The organism is Georgenia faecalis, from assembly GCF_003710105.1.
In the GTDB taxonomy this organism is placed as follows: Bacteria; Actinomycetota; Actinomycetes; order Actinomycetales; family Actinomycetaceae; genus Georgenia_A; species Georgenia_A faecalis.
On the sequence record NZ_CP033325.1, the window covers coordinates 3,359,282 to 3,373,889 of the forward strand.

At 73.6% G+C, this 14,608-nt stretch carries 12 protein-coding genes; 8 read left to right on the top strand and 4 right to left on the bottom strand.

Translation table 11 applies throughout. The features are described from left to right. Positions 1-18 precede the first annotated feature (18 nt). Entirely contained in the window at positions 19-762 is a 744-nt protein-coding gene (locus EBO36_RS14795) for an AIM24 family protein (protein WP_122825284.1), read from the bottom strand. A gap of 136 nt (positions 763-898) precedes the next feature. On the opposite strand from EBO36_RS14795, the gene EBO36_RS14800 reads away from it, so the two are divergent. Then, positions 899-1,279 carry a hypothetical protein gene (locus EBO36_RS14800; RefSeq protein WP_122825285.1) on the top strand — a complete coding sequence of 127 codons (381 nt, stop codon included), beginning with the start codon at positions 899-901 and terminating at the stop codon, positions 1,277-1,279. 45 nt (positions 1,280-1,324) lie between these two features. Here the strand turns inward: EBO36_RS14800 and EBO36_RS14805 are convergent, their stop codons facing one another. Further along, positions 1,325-2,401, bottom strand: a complete 1,077-nt coding sequence (locus EBO36_RS14805; protein WP_122825286.1) for a DNA polymerase IV — start codon at positions 2,399-2,401, stop codon at positions 1,325-1,327. A gap of 82 nt (positions 2,402-2,483) precedes the next feature. Between EBO36_RS14805 and EBO36_RS14810 the strand changes: the two genes are divergently transcribed. Further along, positions 2,484-3,536 (top strand): hypothetical protein, encoded by a 1,053-nt coding sequence (locus tag EBO36_RS14810; protein WP_122825287.1) that lies wholly within the window; start codon positions 2,484-2,486, stop codon positions 3,534-3,536. Position 3,537: 1 nt separating this feature from the next. On the opposite strand, the gene EBO36_RS14815 is transcribed toward EBO36_RS14810, so the two are convergent. Both EBO36_RS14815 and EBO36_RS14820 read right to left on the bottom strand, forming a co-directional pair. Further along, a complete protein-coding gene (locus EBO36_RS14815; RefSeq protein WP_244925309.1) occupies positions 3,538-4,467 on the bottom strand; it encodes a DMT family transporter in 930 nt (309 codons plus the stop codon). A 203-nt stretch (positions 4,468-4,670) separates the two neighbouring features. Beyond that, positions 4,671-5,777, bottom strand: coding sequence for a LacI family DNA-binding transcriptional regulator (locus EBO36_RS14820; RefSeq protein WP_122825288.1), 1,107 nt, complete (start codon positions 5,775-5,777; stop codon positions 4,671-4,673). A gap of 345 nt (positions 5,778-6,122) precedes the next feature. On the opposite strand from EBO36_RS14820, the gene EBO36_RS14825 reads away from it, so the two are divergent. The 6 genes from EBO36_RS14825 (at position 6,123) to EBO36_RS14850 (ending at position 14,579) form a co-directional block, all read left to right on the top strand. After that, on the top strand, positions 6,123-7,142 hold the full coding sequence (locus tag EBO36_RS14825) for a hydroxyacid dehydrogenase (protein ID WP_244925310.1): 1,020 nt from the start codon (positions 6,123-6,125) through the stop codon (positions 7,140-7,142). After that, positions 7,139-9,148: a DUF2264 domain-containing protein gene (locus tag EBO36_RS14830; protein WP_122825289.1), complete on the top strand. Its 2,010-nt coding sequence runs from the start codon at positions 7,139-7,141 to the stop codon at positions 9,146-9,148. The genes EBO36_RS14825 and EBO36_RS14830 overlap by 4 nt, the downstream gene beginning before the upstream one ends. Before the next feature lie 110 nt (positions 9,149-9,258). Next, positions 9,259-10,893 (top strand): extracellular solute-binding protein, encoded by a 1,635-nt coding sequence (locus EBO36_RS14835; RefSeq protein WP_122825290.1) that lies wholly within the window; start codon positions 9,259-9,261, stop codon positions 10,891-10,893. Next, the gene (locus EBO36_RS14840) at positions 10,890-11,915 is read left to right on the top strand and encodes an ABC transporter permease (RefSeq protein WP_387966891.1); all 1,026 of its coding nucleotides are present in this window, start codon (positions 10,890-10,892) and stop codon (positions 11,913-11,915) included. Before EBO36_RS14835 ends, EBO36_RS14840 begins: the two co-directional genes overlap by 4 nt. Continuing rightward, positions 11,912-12,925 (top strand): carbohydrate ABC transporter permease, encoded by a 1,014-nt coding sequence (locus EBO36_RS14845; RefSeq protein WP_122825291.1) that lies wholly within the window; start codon positions 11,912-11,914, stop codon positions 12,923-12,925. The genes EBO36_RS14840 and EBO36_RS14845 overlap by 4 nt, the downstream gene beginning before the upstream one ends. A 1-nt stretch (position 12,926) precedes the next feature. Next, positions 12,927-14,579, top strand: a complete 1,653-nt coding sequence (locus EBO36_RS14850; RefSeq protein ID WP_122825292.1) for a glycoside hydrolase family 13 protein — start codon at positions 12,927-12,929, stop codon at positions 14,577-14,579. The last annotated feature ends 29 nt before the right edge of the window (positions 14,580-14,608 follow it).

Here is a 14,608-nt window from a genome sequence, read left to right on the forward strand (position 1 = left end):
GTCAGCGTAGCGAGGCGCTCAGTCGCCGAGGATGCTCCCGATCCCGATCCCGCCGCTGCCGCGGCTGCTGCGGCCGCTCGCCTCCTGGTGCCCGCCGCTGACCACCGACTCGCTGGGCTGGACGAGGACGTAGCCCTGCCCGCCGAAGGCCATCTGGAGCATCTCCCCGGTCCCGCCCCGGACCATCGAGCGCAGCCCGCCGGTGTCGACCCGGATGTCCATCGTGACGCCCGAGGTCCACAGGACGACAGCCTGGGCGTCCGCGAACGTGGGCGCGGAGGCGACGTCGAGTGCCACCGGCTCGCCCTTGGTGGTGACGGCGACGTAGCCGGTCCCCCGGAGCGAGACGTTGTACAGTCCGCCGGTCATCGCCGCGCCCCGCGCCTTGATGCGGTGGATGTCCCACTCGATGGAGGCGGAGAAGGCGAGGACGTTGGCGCCGTTGACGGAGATGAGGTCGTTCTCCAAGTACATGATCTGGATCTCGGCCGCGTCGACGGCGACGAAGAGCTCGCCGACGCCCGTGCACTCCATGATGTCGACGCCCTCGCCGGTGACGGCGGACTTGAGCATCTTGTTGAGACCGCCGGAGCCGCGGTTCTGGAACCGGACGTCGCCCTGGTAGGCGACCATCGAGCCGCTCTTCGCCCACACCGGGCCGTGCCCCATCTGGATCTTGAGGAGCTTCTTGTTCTGCAGCGAGAACGGGTCGGTGGAGACGTTCTCCCGGAAGTCATGGAAAAGGGATCCGTGAATGGCCATTGCCGTGCTCCCGCCTCGTGCGCCCGCTTCCCGGTCGCGTTGGCGGCACCCTATCGGCGACGGTGCCCCGCGTGGGCGCGCGCACACGCACCCGGTCGCCCGGGCCAGCGGTGGACGGGAGCGCTAGCGTCGAGGCGTGAGCACCTCAGCGTCCGAGCGCGGCGAGCGCGACTTCTGGCTCGTGCGTCTCCTCGACCACGCCCTCCGGGACGACCTCGGGCTGCGCCCGGCGCACCGCGTCCGCGCCGGCCTCATCCTGCTGGCCCTGCTGCTGCTCCTGGCGGTCGGGGTGCCGTTGCTGCTCACGATGGTCGGCAGGAGGGACGCGGCGCTCGCGCTGGGGGTGGTGTTCGTCGTCGTCCTCGGCGCCGGGGGCCTCGTGTGCCGCGGCATCGGTGAGCACAAGGGGAGCTCGGTGTGGAAGTCGAGCGGGTACTTCTTCGGGGCCGCCGCCTACGGCGCGACCGCGACCGTGTCCCTGATCAACGGCGTGCACCGGCTGCTCGCCGGGTCGTAGTCGCACTCCTGACGAGCCGCGGACCATGTGCCGGCACCGCGCGGCTCACAGCCGCCCGCGGACCGGGGTGCGTTCGGCGGGGTCACCGCCCTCGGGCATGACCATCTCCGCCCGCACGCCGAGGAGCCGGACCTCCCGCCCCGGCTCCATGCGCTCCGCGAGGGCCAGCGCCGCGTCGACGATTGCCTCCCGGTCGCTCGTCGGGGCCGGGAGCTTGCGGCCGATCACCTTGGTGACGAACGGCGCGTAGCGGACCTTGAGGGTGACCCGGAAGACCGGGCGTCCCTCGCGGGCGGTGTCCTCGGCGACCTCGGCCGCGAGCGCGCGAACCGCCGCCAGCACCTCCTCCGCCGACGTGAGGTTGTGCTGGTAGGTCGTCTCCCGGCTGTGACCGCGGGCGATCCAGGGGGCGTCGTCGACCTCCGACGACCCCAGGCCCCGCCCCAGCTCGCCGTACCAGCGCCCCATCCGCGGCCCGAACTCACCGACGAGGACGTCCTCGGCGGCGGCGGCCAGCTCGGCCACGGTGGTGACACCGTGGGTGGCCAGGCGCTTGGAGACCTTGGTGCCCACCCCCCACAGGTCGATGGTGGGCCGCGCGCCCATGACGTCGAACCAGTTCTCCGCCGTGAGCCGGAAGACGCCGCGCGGCTTGCCGAAGCCCGTGGCGATCTTCGCGCGCACCTTGTTGTCACCAATCCCGACGGAGCAGTGCAGCGCCGTCGAGCCGAGCACCGCCTCCTGGACGCCGCGGGCGAACGCCTCGGGGTCGTCGGTCGCCACGCCGAGGAACGCCTCGTCCCAGCCGAGGACCTCCACGACGGCGCCGCTGGTCCGGAGCGTCGCCATGACCTCCTCGGACGCCGCCTCGTAGGCCGGCGCGTCCACGGGCAGGAAGACGGCGTCGGGCGCCTTGCGGACCGCGATCTTCAGCGGCATCCCCGACCCGACGCCGAGCTCGCGGGCGGCGTACGAGGCGGTGGAGACCACGGCGCGCTCCGTCGGGTCCCCACGGCCGCCGACGACGACGGGCAGGCCGGCGAGCTCGGGACGGCGCAGCACCTCCACCGCGGCGATGAACTCGTCGAGGTCGACGTGCAGCACCCACGCGCGTGCCCCCATGGCGCCAGTGTGGCCGCCGGGCCCGTCCCTGTCACCGCATCGGCACGGCTAGGGTCGGCGCCATGCCGACCGCAGCGCCGCTGTGCTGACGCGCCCGGAGGAGGGGGCGGCGCCGGCGGCCCCGGGCGAGGCACCCGCGCCGGTCGACCTCGAGGCGTACTGGCGCTCCACGGACTTCCGCGCCGAGTGCGTCGCGTGGATCTCCGCGGCGCTCGCCCGTCACGGCCGGCAGCTGCGCGGAGCCCCCACGGAGCACCGCGTCCGGTTCTGGTCCGCGGTCTTCACCGTGCCGACCGACGGCGGGACCGTGTGGTTCAAGGCGACGAACCCCGGGCAGGGGTTCGAGGCGCCTCTCCTCGCCCGCCTCGCCGCGCTCCTCCCCGGCCGCGTCCTCGCTCCCCTCGCGGTGGACGCCGGCCGCGGGTGGCTGCTCATGCCCGACGGCGGAGCCGTCCTCGCCGCGCGGGAGCCGGTCGCCCTCGAGGACTGGGGCACCCTGCTCGCCGAGTGCGCCGGGATGCAGATCGCCCTCACCGGGACCGACCTCACGAGCACCGGGCTGCCGATCCTGCTTCCCGGGGACGCCGAGGGGTACGTGGCCGGGCTCGTCGCCGCGCTGGCCGGCCTCCCCCGCACGCACCCCCAGCACCTCGACGCCGGAGCGGCGCAGCGGATCCTGCGCGCGCTCCCCGCCGCCGCCCGGGGCTTCGCCGCGCTCGAGGACACCGGGATCGCGCCGACCCTGCAGCCGAACGACGTCAGCGCCAGCAACGCCTTCGTCGGCCCGGCCGGCGGCCCGGCGCCGTTCCGCCTCTTCGACCTCGGGGACGCGTTCTGGTCGCACCCGTTTGCCGCGTTCCAGGTCCCGGTGCGGATGGCCACCGGGTCCTGGCCGCACGCCCCCGCGGCCGACGACCCCGTGCGCGCGCGGCTCGAGGAGGCCTACCTGCGCGCGTGGTCGCACGTGGCGCCGGTGGCCGAGCTGCGCCCGGTGCTCGTCGCGGCGGACCGGCTTGCCTCCCTCCACCGCTGCGAGTCCTGGCGCCGGCTCCTCGCCCGCACCACGCCGGCGGGTGCGGGGACGAGCCCGCCGCCGCTCGTGGGGTGGCTGGAGGAGGCGGTGGGGCTGCGCTGACTCAGCCGGTGGACGCTCGCCGGTCGGGCAGGCGGCTCACCGCCACCCCGACGAGGCAGAGCGCGCCGCCGGCGAGGACGAGGCCGGTGGGGACCTCGCCGAGGAGCGCCCAGGACAGGAGCACCGCCACGACGGTGACGACGTAGCCGATGACCCCCAGCCGCCCGGCGGGCACGTGGGTGAGGGCATAGGCCCACGTCGTGAAGGCCACCGCCGTGGGGAAGAGGCCGAGGTAGACCGTGCCGAGCACGGCGCTGCCGGGTGCCCGACCCGCCTCGGCGGCGAGCGCCGGGGCGAACGGCAGCAGGACGACCGTCCCGACGACGCAGCCGAACCAGGTGACGGTGAGCGCGTCGATGCGCCCGAGGAGCCTCTTCTGGATGAGGACCGAGGCGGCGTAGAGGACGGCGGCGAGGAGGGCGAGCAGGAGACCGACCGGCTCGCCGTCGCCGCCCGAGCCCGAGCCCGAGCCCGCGGACATGAGCGCCACCCCGGCGAGCGCGACGACGCACCCGCCGAGCAACGGCAGCGAGAAGCCCTCCTTGAGGAGGACGGCGGCGCCGACGGCGATGAGGATCGGCGCGACGTTGACGACGAGGGCCGCCGTGCCCGCGTCGATCGACCGCTCGGCCGCGTTGAGCGCGACGTTGTACGCGGCGAACCACATGACGCCGTAGACCACGACGAGGGCGAGGGTCCGGCCCCGCGGCAGGCGCAGCCCGCGCCGGCGCAGGACGAAGGGGGTGAGGGCCAGCGCCGCGACGGCCACCCGGCCCAGGGCCATGGGACCCGGACCGATGTCCGTCCCGATGACCCGGATGACGACGAACGCCGACGCCCAGAGCAGCACGGTGACGCCGGCCGCGGCGACGGCAAGCCGCGGCGCCCGGCCGTGCGGGGCGAACGGACGGGTCACGGGGGGCGCGCTCACCGGACCATCGTCGGGGAACGGCGTCGGGGATGACCACCTCATGCGCTCAGCCCCTCCCCCCACTGCCGTGATCATGCAGAGACGCCGGACGAACCGCCCCCGTCCGGGCACCGCCGCGAGCAGGATGGCCGCCATGCTGCTTCCGCGGGGGCTCGAGGCCGTCGTCCTCGTCATGCAGCAGCCCGGGCGCGCGGCGCCCGGGGCTAGTGGACCTGGGCCGGCGGGGCGGTCGACTGGCGCACCCGGAGCTCGGGCGTGATGACGATGCGCTGCGTGTGGACGGTCTCCGGCGTGCGGACGCGGTTCGCCAGGAGCTCGACGGCGGCGCGGCCGATCTCGGTCTTGGGCGGGTGGACGGCGGTGAGGGGCGGGGTGGCCATCGAGGCGACCTCGTCGTCGTAGGCGATGACCGACAGGTCCTCCGGCACCCGGATGCCCCGCTCGTCGCACCGGCCCAGGAGCTCGATCGCCTCGGCGTCGGAGTGCACGAGGAGGGCGGTCGTCCGGCTCGAGAGGGTGGCGTCGAGGACCGCATCGAGCGTCTCGGGCCAGGTCGGTGAGCCGTAGTCCTCGGTGTCGACGTCCGGGACCCCCGCGGTCTCCAGGCCCAGCTCCGCGCAGACCGCGCGCCACCCCGCACGCAAGGCCGGCGTGGTGGGGCTCTTCGCCACGGTGACCAGGCCGATGCGGCGGTGCCCGAGCTGGGCGAGGAGCCGCAGCGCCATCCCCGCGCCGAGCTCGTGGTTCGAGGTCACCGAGTCCATCGGCTGGCCGTAGTCCCCGCGCACGGCGGTGCGTTCGGCGAGGACGATCGGAACGGTGAGCTCCTGCATCCACCGGACCAGCTCCTCGCCCTCCTCGCCGGAGGTCATCGGCGCGATGACGAGGCCGGCGACGCCGACGCTGTCGACGAGACGAGCGAGGTTGCGCCGGTCGATCCGCGCGTCGTAGGTGGAGCCCCGCAGCACCAGCCGGACGCCGAGCGCCTGCGCCGCCTCGCGGGCCCCGCGCACGACGTCGGGCCAGTAGTACTTCATCGACGGCACGACGATCCCGATGCTCGTCGCCTGCCCGTCGCCGGCGCCCATGGCGGGGAGGTCCGCGGCCCGCTCCATCGCCACGGCACCGCCGCGGACGCGGCGGACCTGGCCCTGGGCGGCGAGGAACGCGATGTCCCGCCGCACGGTCACCGGGGCCACCTCGAGGGCGGTGGCAAGGTCGGCGACCCGCTGGATGTCCCCCCGGTCAAGAAGCCGGAGAAGCCTCTCGCGCCGCTGTGACGGCAGGGCCGGCAGCAGTTCCGGACCCATCAGCGCATCGTTCTTCCCGGGCGGGGGTCGATGGCGAGGGAGGGGGAGATTCCCGGTTCTCGCATTCCACTGCCCCTCACGAGAAGCCCCGAGTCGGTCGTCACGACGCTGCGGACCCCTTCGACGGAGAAATTCCTGATGCCGAGCATCCTGCCAGGCGACGCGTCCGGCAGGTCGGTGAACCTGGGGCCCGGGTACGGCCGGCGACGGCGATCACACTGCTCCGTTGATCGCTCATCCGATCAGAAGTGATCCGCCCAGCGTTTGACACGATCAACTCTAACCTGCTTGGCTCATGGAGTCAGTCTGCCGGGGCATCGCCGCCTCCCAGAAGAGAGGCCGTGGATGCGCACCCGACCGAGGCCGGAAGCCATGCTCGTCATGGACGCCAGGGCCTTCGGCATGCAGTTCGGGCCCACCGAGCTCGCCCGCCTCGACGACCTCGCCGCGACCGGGGAGCTCGCCTACGTCGACGAGCTCGACAGCGCCGCCGCGCGCCGCCGGCTGCGCGAGGTGGAGGTCCTCATCACGTCATGGGGCGCCCCGGGCCTCACCGAGGAGCGGCTCGCGGACGCGCCCCGCCTGCGGGCCGTGTTCCACAGCGCGGGCAGCGTCCGCCACCTCGTGTCGGAGGAGCTGTGGCGCCGGGACATCCTCGTCACCACCGCGGCGACCGCGAACGCCGTCGCCGTCGCCGAGTTCACGCTCGCCGCGATCATCTTCGCCGGCAAGAAGGCCCCGTTCCTCGCGGCCGACGCCCGGTCCCACCGCGACTCCTGGGGCTACGTCGACGCCCGCGGCTCCCTCACCAACCGCGGCCGGGTCGTCGGGATCGTGGGGTTCTCGCGCGTTGGCCGCCAGGTCGTGGACCGGCTGGCCGCGCTCGAGGTGGCCGACGTCCTCGTCTACGACCCCGTCGTCCCCGCCGACGAGATCCGCGCCGCGGGCGGGACGCCCGTGGCGCTCGCCGAGCTGCTCGCGGCCGCCGACATCGTCTCGCTGCACGCCCCTGCGCTCGCGGAGTCGCGACGGATGATCGGGGCCGCCGAGCTCGCCCTCCTGCCCGCCGGCGCCACGCTCATCAACACGGCGCGTGGCCAGCTCGTCGACACCCCTGCCCTGGAGCGGGAGTGCGCGACCGGCCGGATCAACGCCATGCTCGACGTCACCGACCCAGAGCCGCTCCCGGCCTCGTCCGTCCTCTACGACCTGCCCAACGTCATGATCACGCCGCACATCGCGGGATCGCTGGGCTCGGAGACGCAGCGGATGGTCGAGTCGGCGCTCGGCGAGCTCGAACGGTACGTTGACGGGCTGCCCCCGCTCGACCCGGTCGCCCGCCGCACCCTGGGGGTCAGCGCATGACGCGCCCCGACCTCGCACCGCTCACCGGGTGGGACCGGGCGCGCTGGGCCGACCTCGCCGACCGCATGCTCCTCGCCGTCCGCGAGCACGCCTCACCCGACCACGCACGCATCGTCCCCCCCGGCGCCCCGGCGGCCTTCGGTCCCGACGTCGCCGGGCTCGAGGGGTTCGCCCGCACCTTCCTCCTGGCGGGGTTCCGCCTCGCCGGCGACGGGGGCGAGGACCGGCTCGGCCTCGCCCAGTGGTACGCCGACGGGCTCGCCGCCGGGACCGACCCCGGGAACCCGGGCCGGTGGGTCCGACCCGCCGAGTCCGGCCAGGCCAAGGTCGAGGCGGCCTCCATCGCGCTCATCCTCGACATGACCCGCCCGTGGATCTGGGACCGCCTCGACCCGGCCGTCCAGCAGCAGGTGGTCGACTACCTCGCCGTCGTCGTGGGCGACGACGGCTACCCCCACAACAACTGGCGCTGGTTCCGCATCGTCGTCCAGACGTTCCTGCGATCGGTGGGCGGCCCGTGGTCGCGCGAGGACATCGAGACCGACCTCGCGCTGCTCGACTCGTTCGTGCGCGCGGACGGCTGGATCTCCGACGGCCCCCTGCGCGCCTACGACCACTACGCCGGGTGGGCGCTGCACCTGTACCCCGCGCTGTGGGCCCGCATGTGGGGGGCGCAGGACCTCGCCGCCGGCCGGGTCGAGCGGGACCGCGAGCGCCTGGACCGCTACCTCCTCGACGCCGTCCGCCTCGTCGGGGCCGACGGGGCGCCCCTCCTCCAGGGCCGCAGCCTCGTCTACCGCTTCGCCACCGCCGCCCCGTTCTGGGCGGGCGCCATGAGCCGTGTCCCCTCGCTGAGCCCCGGCCTGCTGCGACGGGCCGCGTCCGGCGTCCTCGCGCACTTCGCCCCCCACGTCGACCGGGACGGCACCGCGCTGCTCACCCTCGGCTGGCACGGCCCGTGGCCGGCGATGGCCCAGCACTACTCCGGCCCGTCGTCGCCGTACTGGGCGGCCAAGGGCATGCTCGGCCTCGCCCTGCCGGCCACCGACCCGGTGTGGACGAGCACCGAGGAGCCGCTGCCCCACGAGCGGGCCGACCAGCTCTTCACCGCGAGCGCCCCCGGCTGGCTGGTGAGTGCCACGCGGGCCGACGGCATCGTCCGGGTGGTCAACCACGGCACGGACTACGCCAGCCCCGGCGACCAGGGCGGGGACGCCCCCGCCTACGCGCAGCTCGGCTACTCCACCGCCACCTCGCCGCGGCTGACCGCCGACGCGCGCACCGACCCGATCGAGCAGTCCGTGGCGTTGATCGACGCGGCCGGCCGCGCCACGCACCGCACCGGGTTCACCCCGGGCGGCGTCGACCTCCACGCCGACGGCGCGACGGCGGCCGTCGGGGGGTCCGTGGCCCGCGCCCACTGGTTCACCGAGGCCCCGGGCCACCTCGACTACGGCCCCGGGCCCGCGGGGGAGGCCACCGACGTCGCGCTCCTGCGCACCGTCTCCGTGCTGCGCGGCCCCTGGGAGGTCCGCCTCGTCCGGGTCGAGGCGCTGCCCGACGGCCCGGCGCCGGCGGACGGTCTTACGCTCCGCGTGGGCGGCTGGGCCGTCTCCGGGGACGGCCCCGGCCAGGACCGCTGCCGGCCGGACGACGTGCTCGCCGCGGCCGGTGTCGCGGGCCTGCGCTCGGTCGCCGTCGGGGCCGCCGGGTTCGAGACCGCCGGGGTGCGCCGCGAGCGCGACGTCTCGCCGCTGGGCGGCACCACCCTCACGCCCTGGGTGAGCGCGCCCGCGGTCCTCGACCGGTGGTACGCGGCGATCCTCGGGCTCGAGCGCGCACCGGCCGACGGCGACGCCCGGCTCCCCGAGGTCACCCTGCCGGCCGCCGCGGACCGGGTCGGAGTCCGGTGGCCGGACGGCGCCTGCAGCACCGTCCCCCTCACCGGGGTGACACCGGCGGCCGAGGACCTCACCCGTCAGGGCGCGGCGATGTCCCCCGGCTAGCGACCGCCCCGCGCCCACCGAACCACGGCGGCTCCGGCCGCCGGCAGCCCTCACCGACCGGCGGACCCACGCCGACCGGTAGTCCATCACGAGGAAGTGAGATCCATCTGATGACCATCACCCGCACCACCACGCGGCGTCGGCTCGCCGGGAGCGCAGCAGCGCTCACGGCCGCCACGCTCGTCCTGGCCGCCTGCTCCGGCGGCGGAGGCAGCAGCTCCGACGGCGGCGCCGAGGCCCCCGAAGAGGCCGAGATGCCCAACTACGTCCCGGTCGACTACGTCGAGCCCGACTTCCCGAGCGTCAACGGCTCGACCGCCGGGTACACGCAGGTCCCCGCCGAGCTCGTCGACAGCGTCACCGAGACGCCCGGCACCGGTGAGACCTTCACCCTGCTCACGCCCATCTGGCAGGCCATCCCGCCCGTCGAGGGCAACGAGTACTTCGAGGCGATCAACGAGCGCCTCGGCTCCACGCTCGAGTACCAGATGGTCGCGGGCAACGACTACAACGAGCGCCTCGCGACGATCCTCGCCTCCCCCGACGACGTGCCGGACTGGGTCTCGGTCTTCGGCTGGAACCCCCCGCCGCGCTTCGACCAGGCGGTCGAGGGCGTCTTCCAGGACCTCACCGAGTACATCGCCGGCGACGCCATCGAGGCGTACCCGAACCTCGCGAACCTGCCCACCGAGGCGTGGCAGTTCGGCGTGTTCAACGGTCGCACCTACGGCGTCCCGGTCCCCGGCGAGCTGGTGACCGACGCCCTCTTCTACCGCGCCGACATCCTCGCCGAGCTCGGCCTCGAGCCCCCGGAGACCGCCTCCGAGCTCCTCGAGGTCGCCCGGGCGGTCACCGACCCGGCCGAGCAGCGCTGGGCCTTCAACGACCCGTGGGTCGCCGCCACCCTCATGTTCGGTGTGCCGCCGAAGTGGCAGATCGGTGAGGACGGCGAGCTCATCCACCGGTACGAGACCGAGGAGTACCGGGCGGCGCTGGAGTTCGTCACCCAGCTCTACTCCGAGGGCCTCGTCCACCCCGACGCCGTCGCGGACAACTCCGCCGACGCCAAGCAGCGCTTCGAGTCCGGCAACGTCGTCCTGCACTACGACGGCGTCGGCGGCTGGGCCGAGATGGCCGGGCGGATCTCCACCGCGTTCGGTGACGACGAGGTGCGCATGCTGCCCCTGTCGAACCTCCACGCCGACGACGGCGAGCCGGTCCGCTACCCCGGTAACCCGGCGAACTTCTTCAGCTTCTTCAAGAAGTCGGACGACCCGGAGCGGATCGAGGAGCTCCTGCGCATCGCCAACTTCTTCGCCGCGCCGTTCGGCACGACGGAGTACAACCTCGTCCAGAACGGCGTCGAGGGCGTCCACTACACCGTCGACGAGAACGGTGCGCCGCAGCCCACCGAGCAGTCCGGCACCGAGATCGCCAAGGTGACCACGCACGCGGTGGCGCCCCCGGTCGCCAACACGCGGCTCGACGACCCCACCTACGTGGAGAACTACACGACGTGGATGGCCGGCGAGGCCGAGAACCTCGTCGAGACCCCGTTCTACGCCCAGCAGATCGTCGAGCCGGCGCAGTTCGCCACCCTCGGCCAGCCCTTCTCCGACCTGGAGAAGGACATCGCGCGGGGCCGCCAGGACATCAGCGCCCTCGACACGGCGCTGGAGAACTGGCGGACGTCCGGCGGTGACGAGCTGCGCGCCTTCTACCAGGACATCCTGGACAACCAGTGACCTCCGAGCCCACACGGCCCGACGGCGCCTCGACCTCCACGGTCGAGGCGCCGCGGGCCGGCGCGCGCCGCCGGCGGCGCCGGGGCCGGGCCGACGGGGTGCCGGAGCAGCGGCTCTCGCTGCGCCAGCGGCTCCGGCGCGACCGGACGCTGCTCATCATGGTGGCGCCGGCCCTCATCCTCGTCCTGCTCTTCATGTACGTCCCCATGGCGGGCAACGTCGTCGCCTGGCAGGAATACTCCCCGTACCTCGGGATCGGCGAGAGCCCGTGGGTGGGCTGGCACAACTTCGCCCGGATCTTCACGGACGCCGCGTTCCTCAACGCGGTGAAGAACACGCTGCTCATCACCACGTTCCAGCTGATCTTCTACTTCCCGATCCCGATCATGCTGGCGCTGCTCCTCAACAGCGTCTTCTCGCCGGCGATCCGGACGACGATCCAGTCGATCGTCTACCTTCCCCACTTCTTCTCGTGGGTCCTCATCGTCACGATCTTCCAGCAGATCTTCGGCGGTGCGGGGCTGGTCAACCGGATCCTCACCGAGAACGGCTTCGCGCCCTTCGACCTCATGACGGACCCCAACTCCTTCCTCGTCCTCGTCACCTCGCAGGCGATCTGGAAGGACGCCGGGTGGGGAATGATCATCTTCCTGGCGGCCCTGAGCACGGTCGACCCCGCCCTGTACGAGGCGTCGGTGGTCGACGGCGCCAACCGGTGGCGGCGGATCTGGCACATCACGCTGCCGGCGCTGCGGCCCGTCATCATCCTGCTGCTCATCCTGCGCCTGGGCGACGCGCTCACGGTCGGGTTCGAGCAGCTCATCCTCCAGCGCGGCGCCGTGGGCGCCGGGGTCTCCGAGGTCATCGACACGTTCGTCTACTACCAGGGCGTCGTCGCCGGTGACTGGTCGTTCGCGGCCGCGGCCGGCCTGGTCAAGGGCCTCGTCTCACTCGCCCTCGTCCTGGGGGCCAACAAGCTGGCACACGTCTTTGGAGAAGCGGGGGTGTACCGACGCGCATGAGCACCGGAACCGGAAACACGCAAGGGGCCCTGGCGCCCGTCGTCATCGACCCCGGCCCCGACGCCGAGGGGTCCTTCCAGAAGCCGCGCCGCGCCGGCCGGCGGTTCGCCCGCCGCTCCCGTCACCGACCGGCCTGGGAGGAGTCCCCGACCCCCCTCGGCTTCGGCCTCAAGGCGCTCGCCCTCCTGGGCATCGTCCTCGTGGTGCTCTACCCGCTCTACACGGTCATCCTCACCAGCCTCTCGACCCAGGACTCGGTCACCCGGGCGGGCGGGCTCGTCACCGTCCCCGACGAGTTCACCTGGTCGGCGTACGAGCAGATCTTCTCCGGGGGCGTGGTGAGCCGCGCCCTCGGCGTGAGCGTCTTCGTCACCGTCGTGGGCACCCTGCTCTCGCTGGCCGTGTCGACTCTGGCGGCCTACGGCCTGTCCCGCCCGAACTCGGTGGCGCACCGCCCGATCCTGTTCGTCTTCCTCTTCACGATGTTCTTCGGCGCGGGGATCATCCCCACGTACCTGCTCATCTCCAACCTCGGGCTCATCAACAGCCTGTGGGCGCTGATCCTCCCCGGGGCGGTCTCGGCCTTCAACCTCCTCATCCTGCGCAACTTCTTCATGGGGATCGACCAGGCGATCATCGACGCGGCCCGGATGGACGGCGCCGGGGACTGGCGCATCCTCACGAGCATCGTGCTGCCGATGTCCAAGGCGGTCCTCGCCGTCATCGCGCTGTTCTACGGCGTCGGCTACTGGAACGCGTTCTTCAACGCCATGCTCTACATCAACGACAACGCGCTGTGGCCGCTGCAGCTCGTCCTGCGCTCCTACGTCCTGCAGGGCACGCAGCTCCCCGGCTCGACGACCCCGATCGACGTCACCGGCGGCGCCGTCACCGGGCTGCCGATCAAGATGGCGATCATGGTGCTCGCCATCGTCCCGATCCTCATCGTCTACCCCTTCATCCAGCGCCACTTCACCAAGGGCGTCATCTTCGGCGCGATCAAGGGCTGACGTGCCGCTGAACCCCGACGAGGAGCACCTCCCCGTGAGCCCCGCTGCGCCCTGGTGGCACGACGCCGTCGTCTACCAGGTCTATCCCAAGAGCTTCGCGGACGGCGACGGCGACGGCACCGGCGACCTCGCCGGCGTCCGTGCCCGCCTGCCGTACCTGCGGGACCTCGGCGTCGACGCCCTGTGGTTCACGCCGTGGTACGTCTCCCCGCAGGAGGACGGCGGCTACGACGTCACCGACCACCGCGACATCGACCCAGTGCTGGGGACCCTGGAGCAGGCCGAGGCGCTCATCGCCGAGGCCCGCGCCCTGGGGATCCGCACCATCATCGACGTCGTCCCCAACCACGTCGCGGCCGACCACCCCTGGTTCACCGCCGCGACGGCCGCCGCCCCCGGCTCCCCCGAGCGTGACCGGTTCTGGTTCCGCCCGGGGGCGGGGCCCGACGGCGACTCGCCCCCCACGGGGTGGACCTCGCCGTTCGGCGGCGCGACCTGGTCCCGGGAGCCCGACGGCGACGAGTGGTACCTCCACCTCTTCGCCCCCGGGCAGCCCGACCTCAACTGGAACCACCCCGAGGTCCGCGCCGAGTACGAGGACATCCTGCGGTTCTGGTTCGACCGCGGCGCGGCGGGCATCCGCATCGACTCCGCCGCGGTCCTCATGAAGGACCCGGACCTGCCCGAGGTGCCGGCCACCGTCACCGGCGGCAACCACCCGTTCGAGGACCGCGACGACGTCCACGAGGTCTACCGCCGGTGGCGGCAGGTCACCGACTCCTACGACGACGACCGGGTCCTCGTCGGGGAGGTGTGGCTCGCCGACCGGGAGCGGCTGGCCCGGTACGTCGGGCCCGAGGAGCTCCACACCGTCTTCGGCTTCGACGTCATGGCAGCCCCCTGGGAGCAGGCCGCCCTCCGCGCGGCGGTCGTGGAGACGCTGCGCACCCACGAGCGCCTGGGGGCCCCGCCCGCCTGGGTCCTCGGCAACCACGACGTCACCCGGCCGGCGACCCGGTACGGGCGCGAGGACAGCAGCTTCTCCTACGCCCGCAAGGCGTGGGGTATCCCCACGGACGTCGAGCTGGGGCGCCGGCGCGCCCGGGCCATGGCCCTGCTCACCCTGGCGCTGCCGGGCTCCTGCTACATCTACCAGGGCGAGGAGCTGGGCCTGGACGAGGTGGAGGACCTCCCCCGCGACCTCCTCCAGGACCCCATGTACGCCCGCTCCGGGGGAAGCAACCCCGGACGCGACGGGTGCCGCGTGCCCCTGCCGTGGCGCGCGGACGCCCCCGGCCTGGGTTTCGCCGTCACCTCGCCGGCGGCCGCGCCGTGGCTGCCGCAGCCGGCGCACTGGGCCGACCTCGCCGTCGACGCCCAGGAGCGCCGCGCCGACTCCACCCTCCAGCTCTACCGCCGCGCGCTCGCCCTCCGTCGCCGGCTCTTCGACGCGGGCGACCCCACGGTCGTGTGGATGGACCTCGGCGAGGACGTCCTCGCCTTCCGCCGCGGCTCGGGCGCCGCGTGCGTCGTCAACCTGGGCGAGGGCGACCTCGTCCTGCCCGACGGCGCCGACGTCGCCCTCGCCAGCGCCGCCACCGCTCCCGGCGACCGGGTCGTCCCCCCGGGCACCGCCGTGTGGCTGCGGCCCTGACCTCGCCGACCGCCCTGCTGCTCGACCGC

Excerpts from the sequence above, each read along its gene's own strand:
- EBO36_RS14795 (WP_122825284.1), bottom strand. The coding sequence starts at position 762 with ATGGCCATTCACGGATCCCTTTTCCATGACTTCCGGGAGAACGTCTCC.
- EBO36_RS14805 (WP_122825286.1), bottom strand. The coding sequence starts at position 2,401 with ATGGGGGCACGCGCGTGGGTGCTGCACGTCGACCTCGACGAGTTCATC.
- EBO36_RS14820 (WP_122825288.1), bottom strand. The coding sequence starts at position 5,777 with ATGGGTCCGGAACTGCTGCCGGCCCTGCCGTCACAGCGGCGCGAGAGG.
- EBO36_RS14825 (WP_244925310.1), top strand. The coding sequence starts at position 6,123 with ATGCGCACCCGACCGAGGCCGGAAGCCATGCTCGTCATGGACGCCAGG.
- EBO36_RS14830 (WP_122825289.1), top strand. The coding sequence starts at position 7,139 with ATGACGCGCCCCGACCTCGCACCGCTCACCGGGTGGGACCGGGCGCGC.
- EBO36_RS14835 (WP_122825290.1), top strand. The coding sequence starts at position 9,259 with ATGACCATCACCCGCACCACCACGCGGCGTCGGCTCGCCGGGAGCGCA.
- EBO36_RS14845 (WP_122825291.1), top strand. The coding sequence starts at position 11,912 with ATGAGCACCGGAACCGGAAACACGCAAGGGGCCCTGGCGCCCGTCGTC.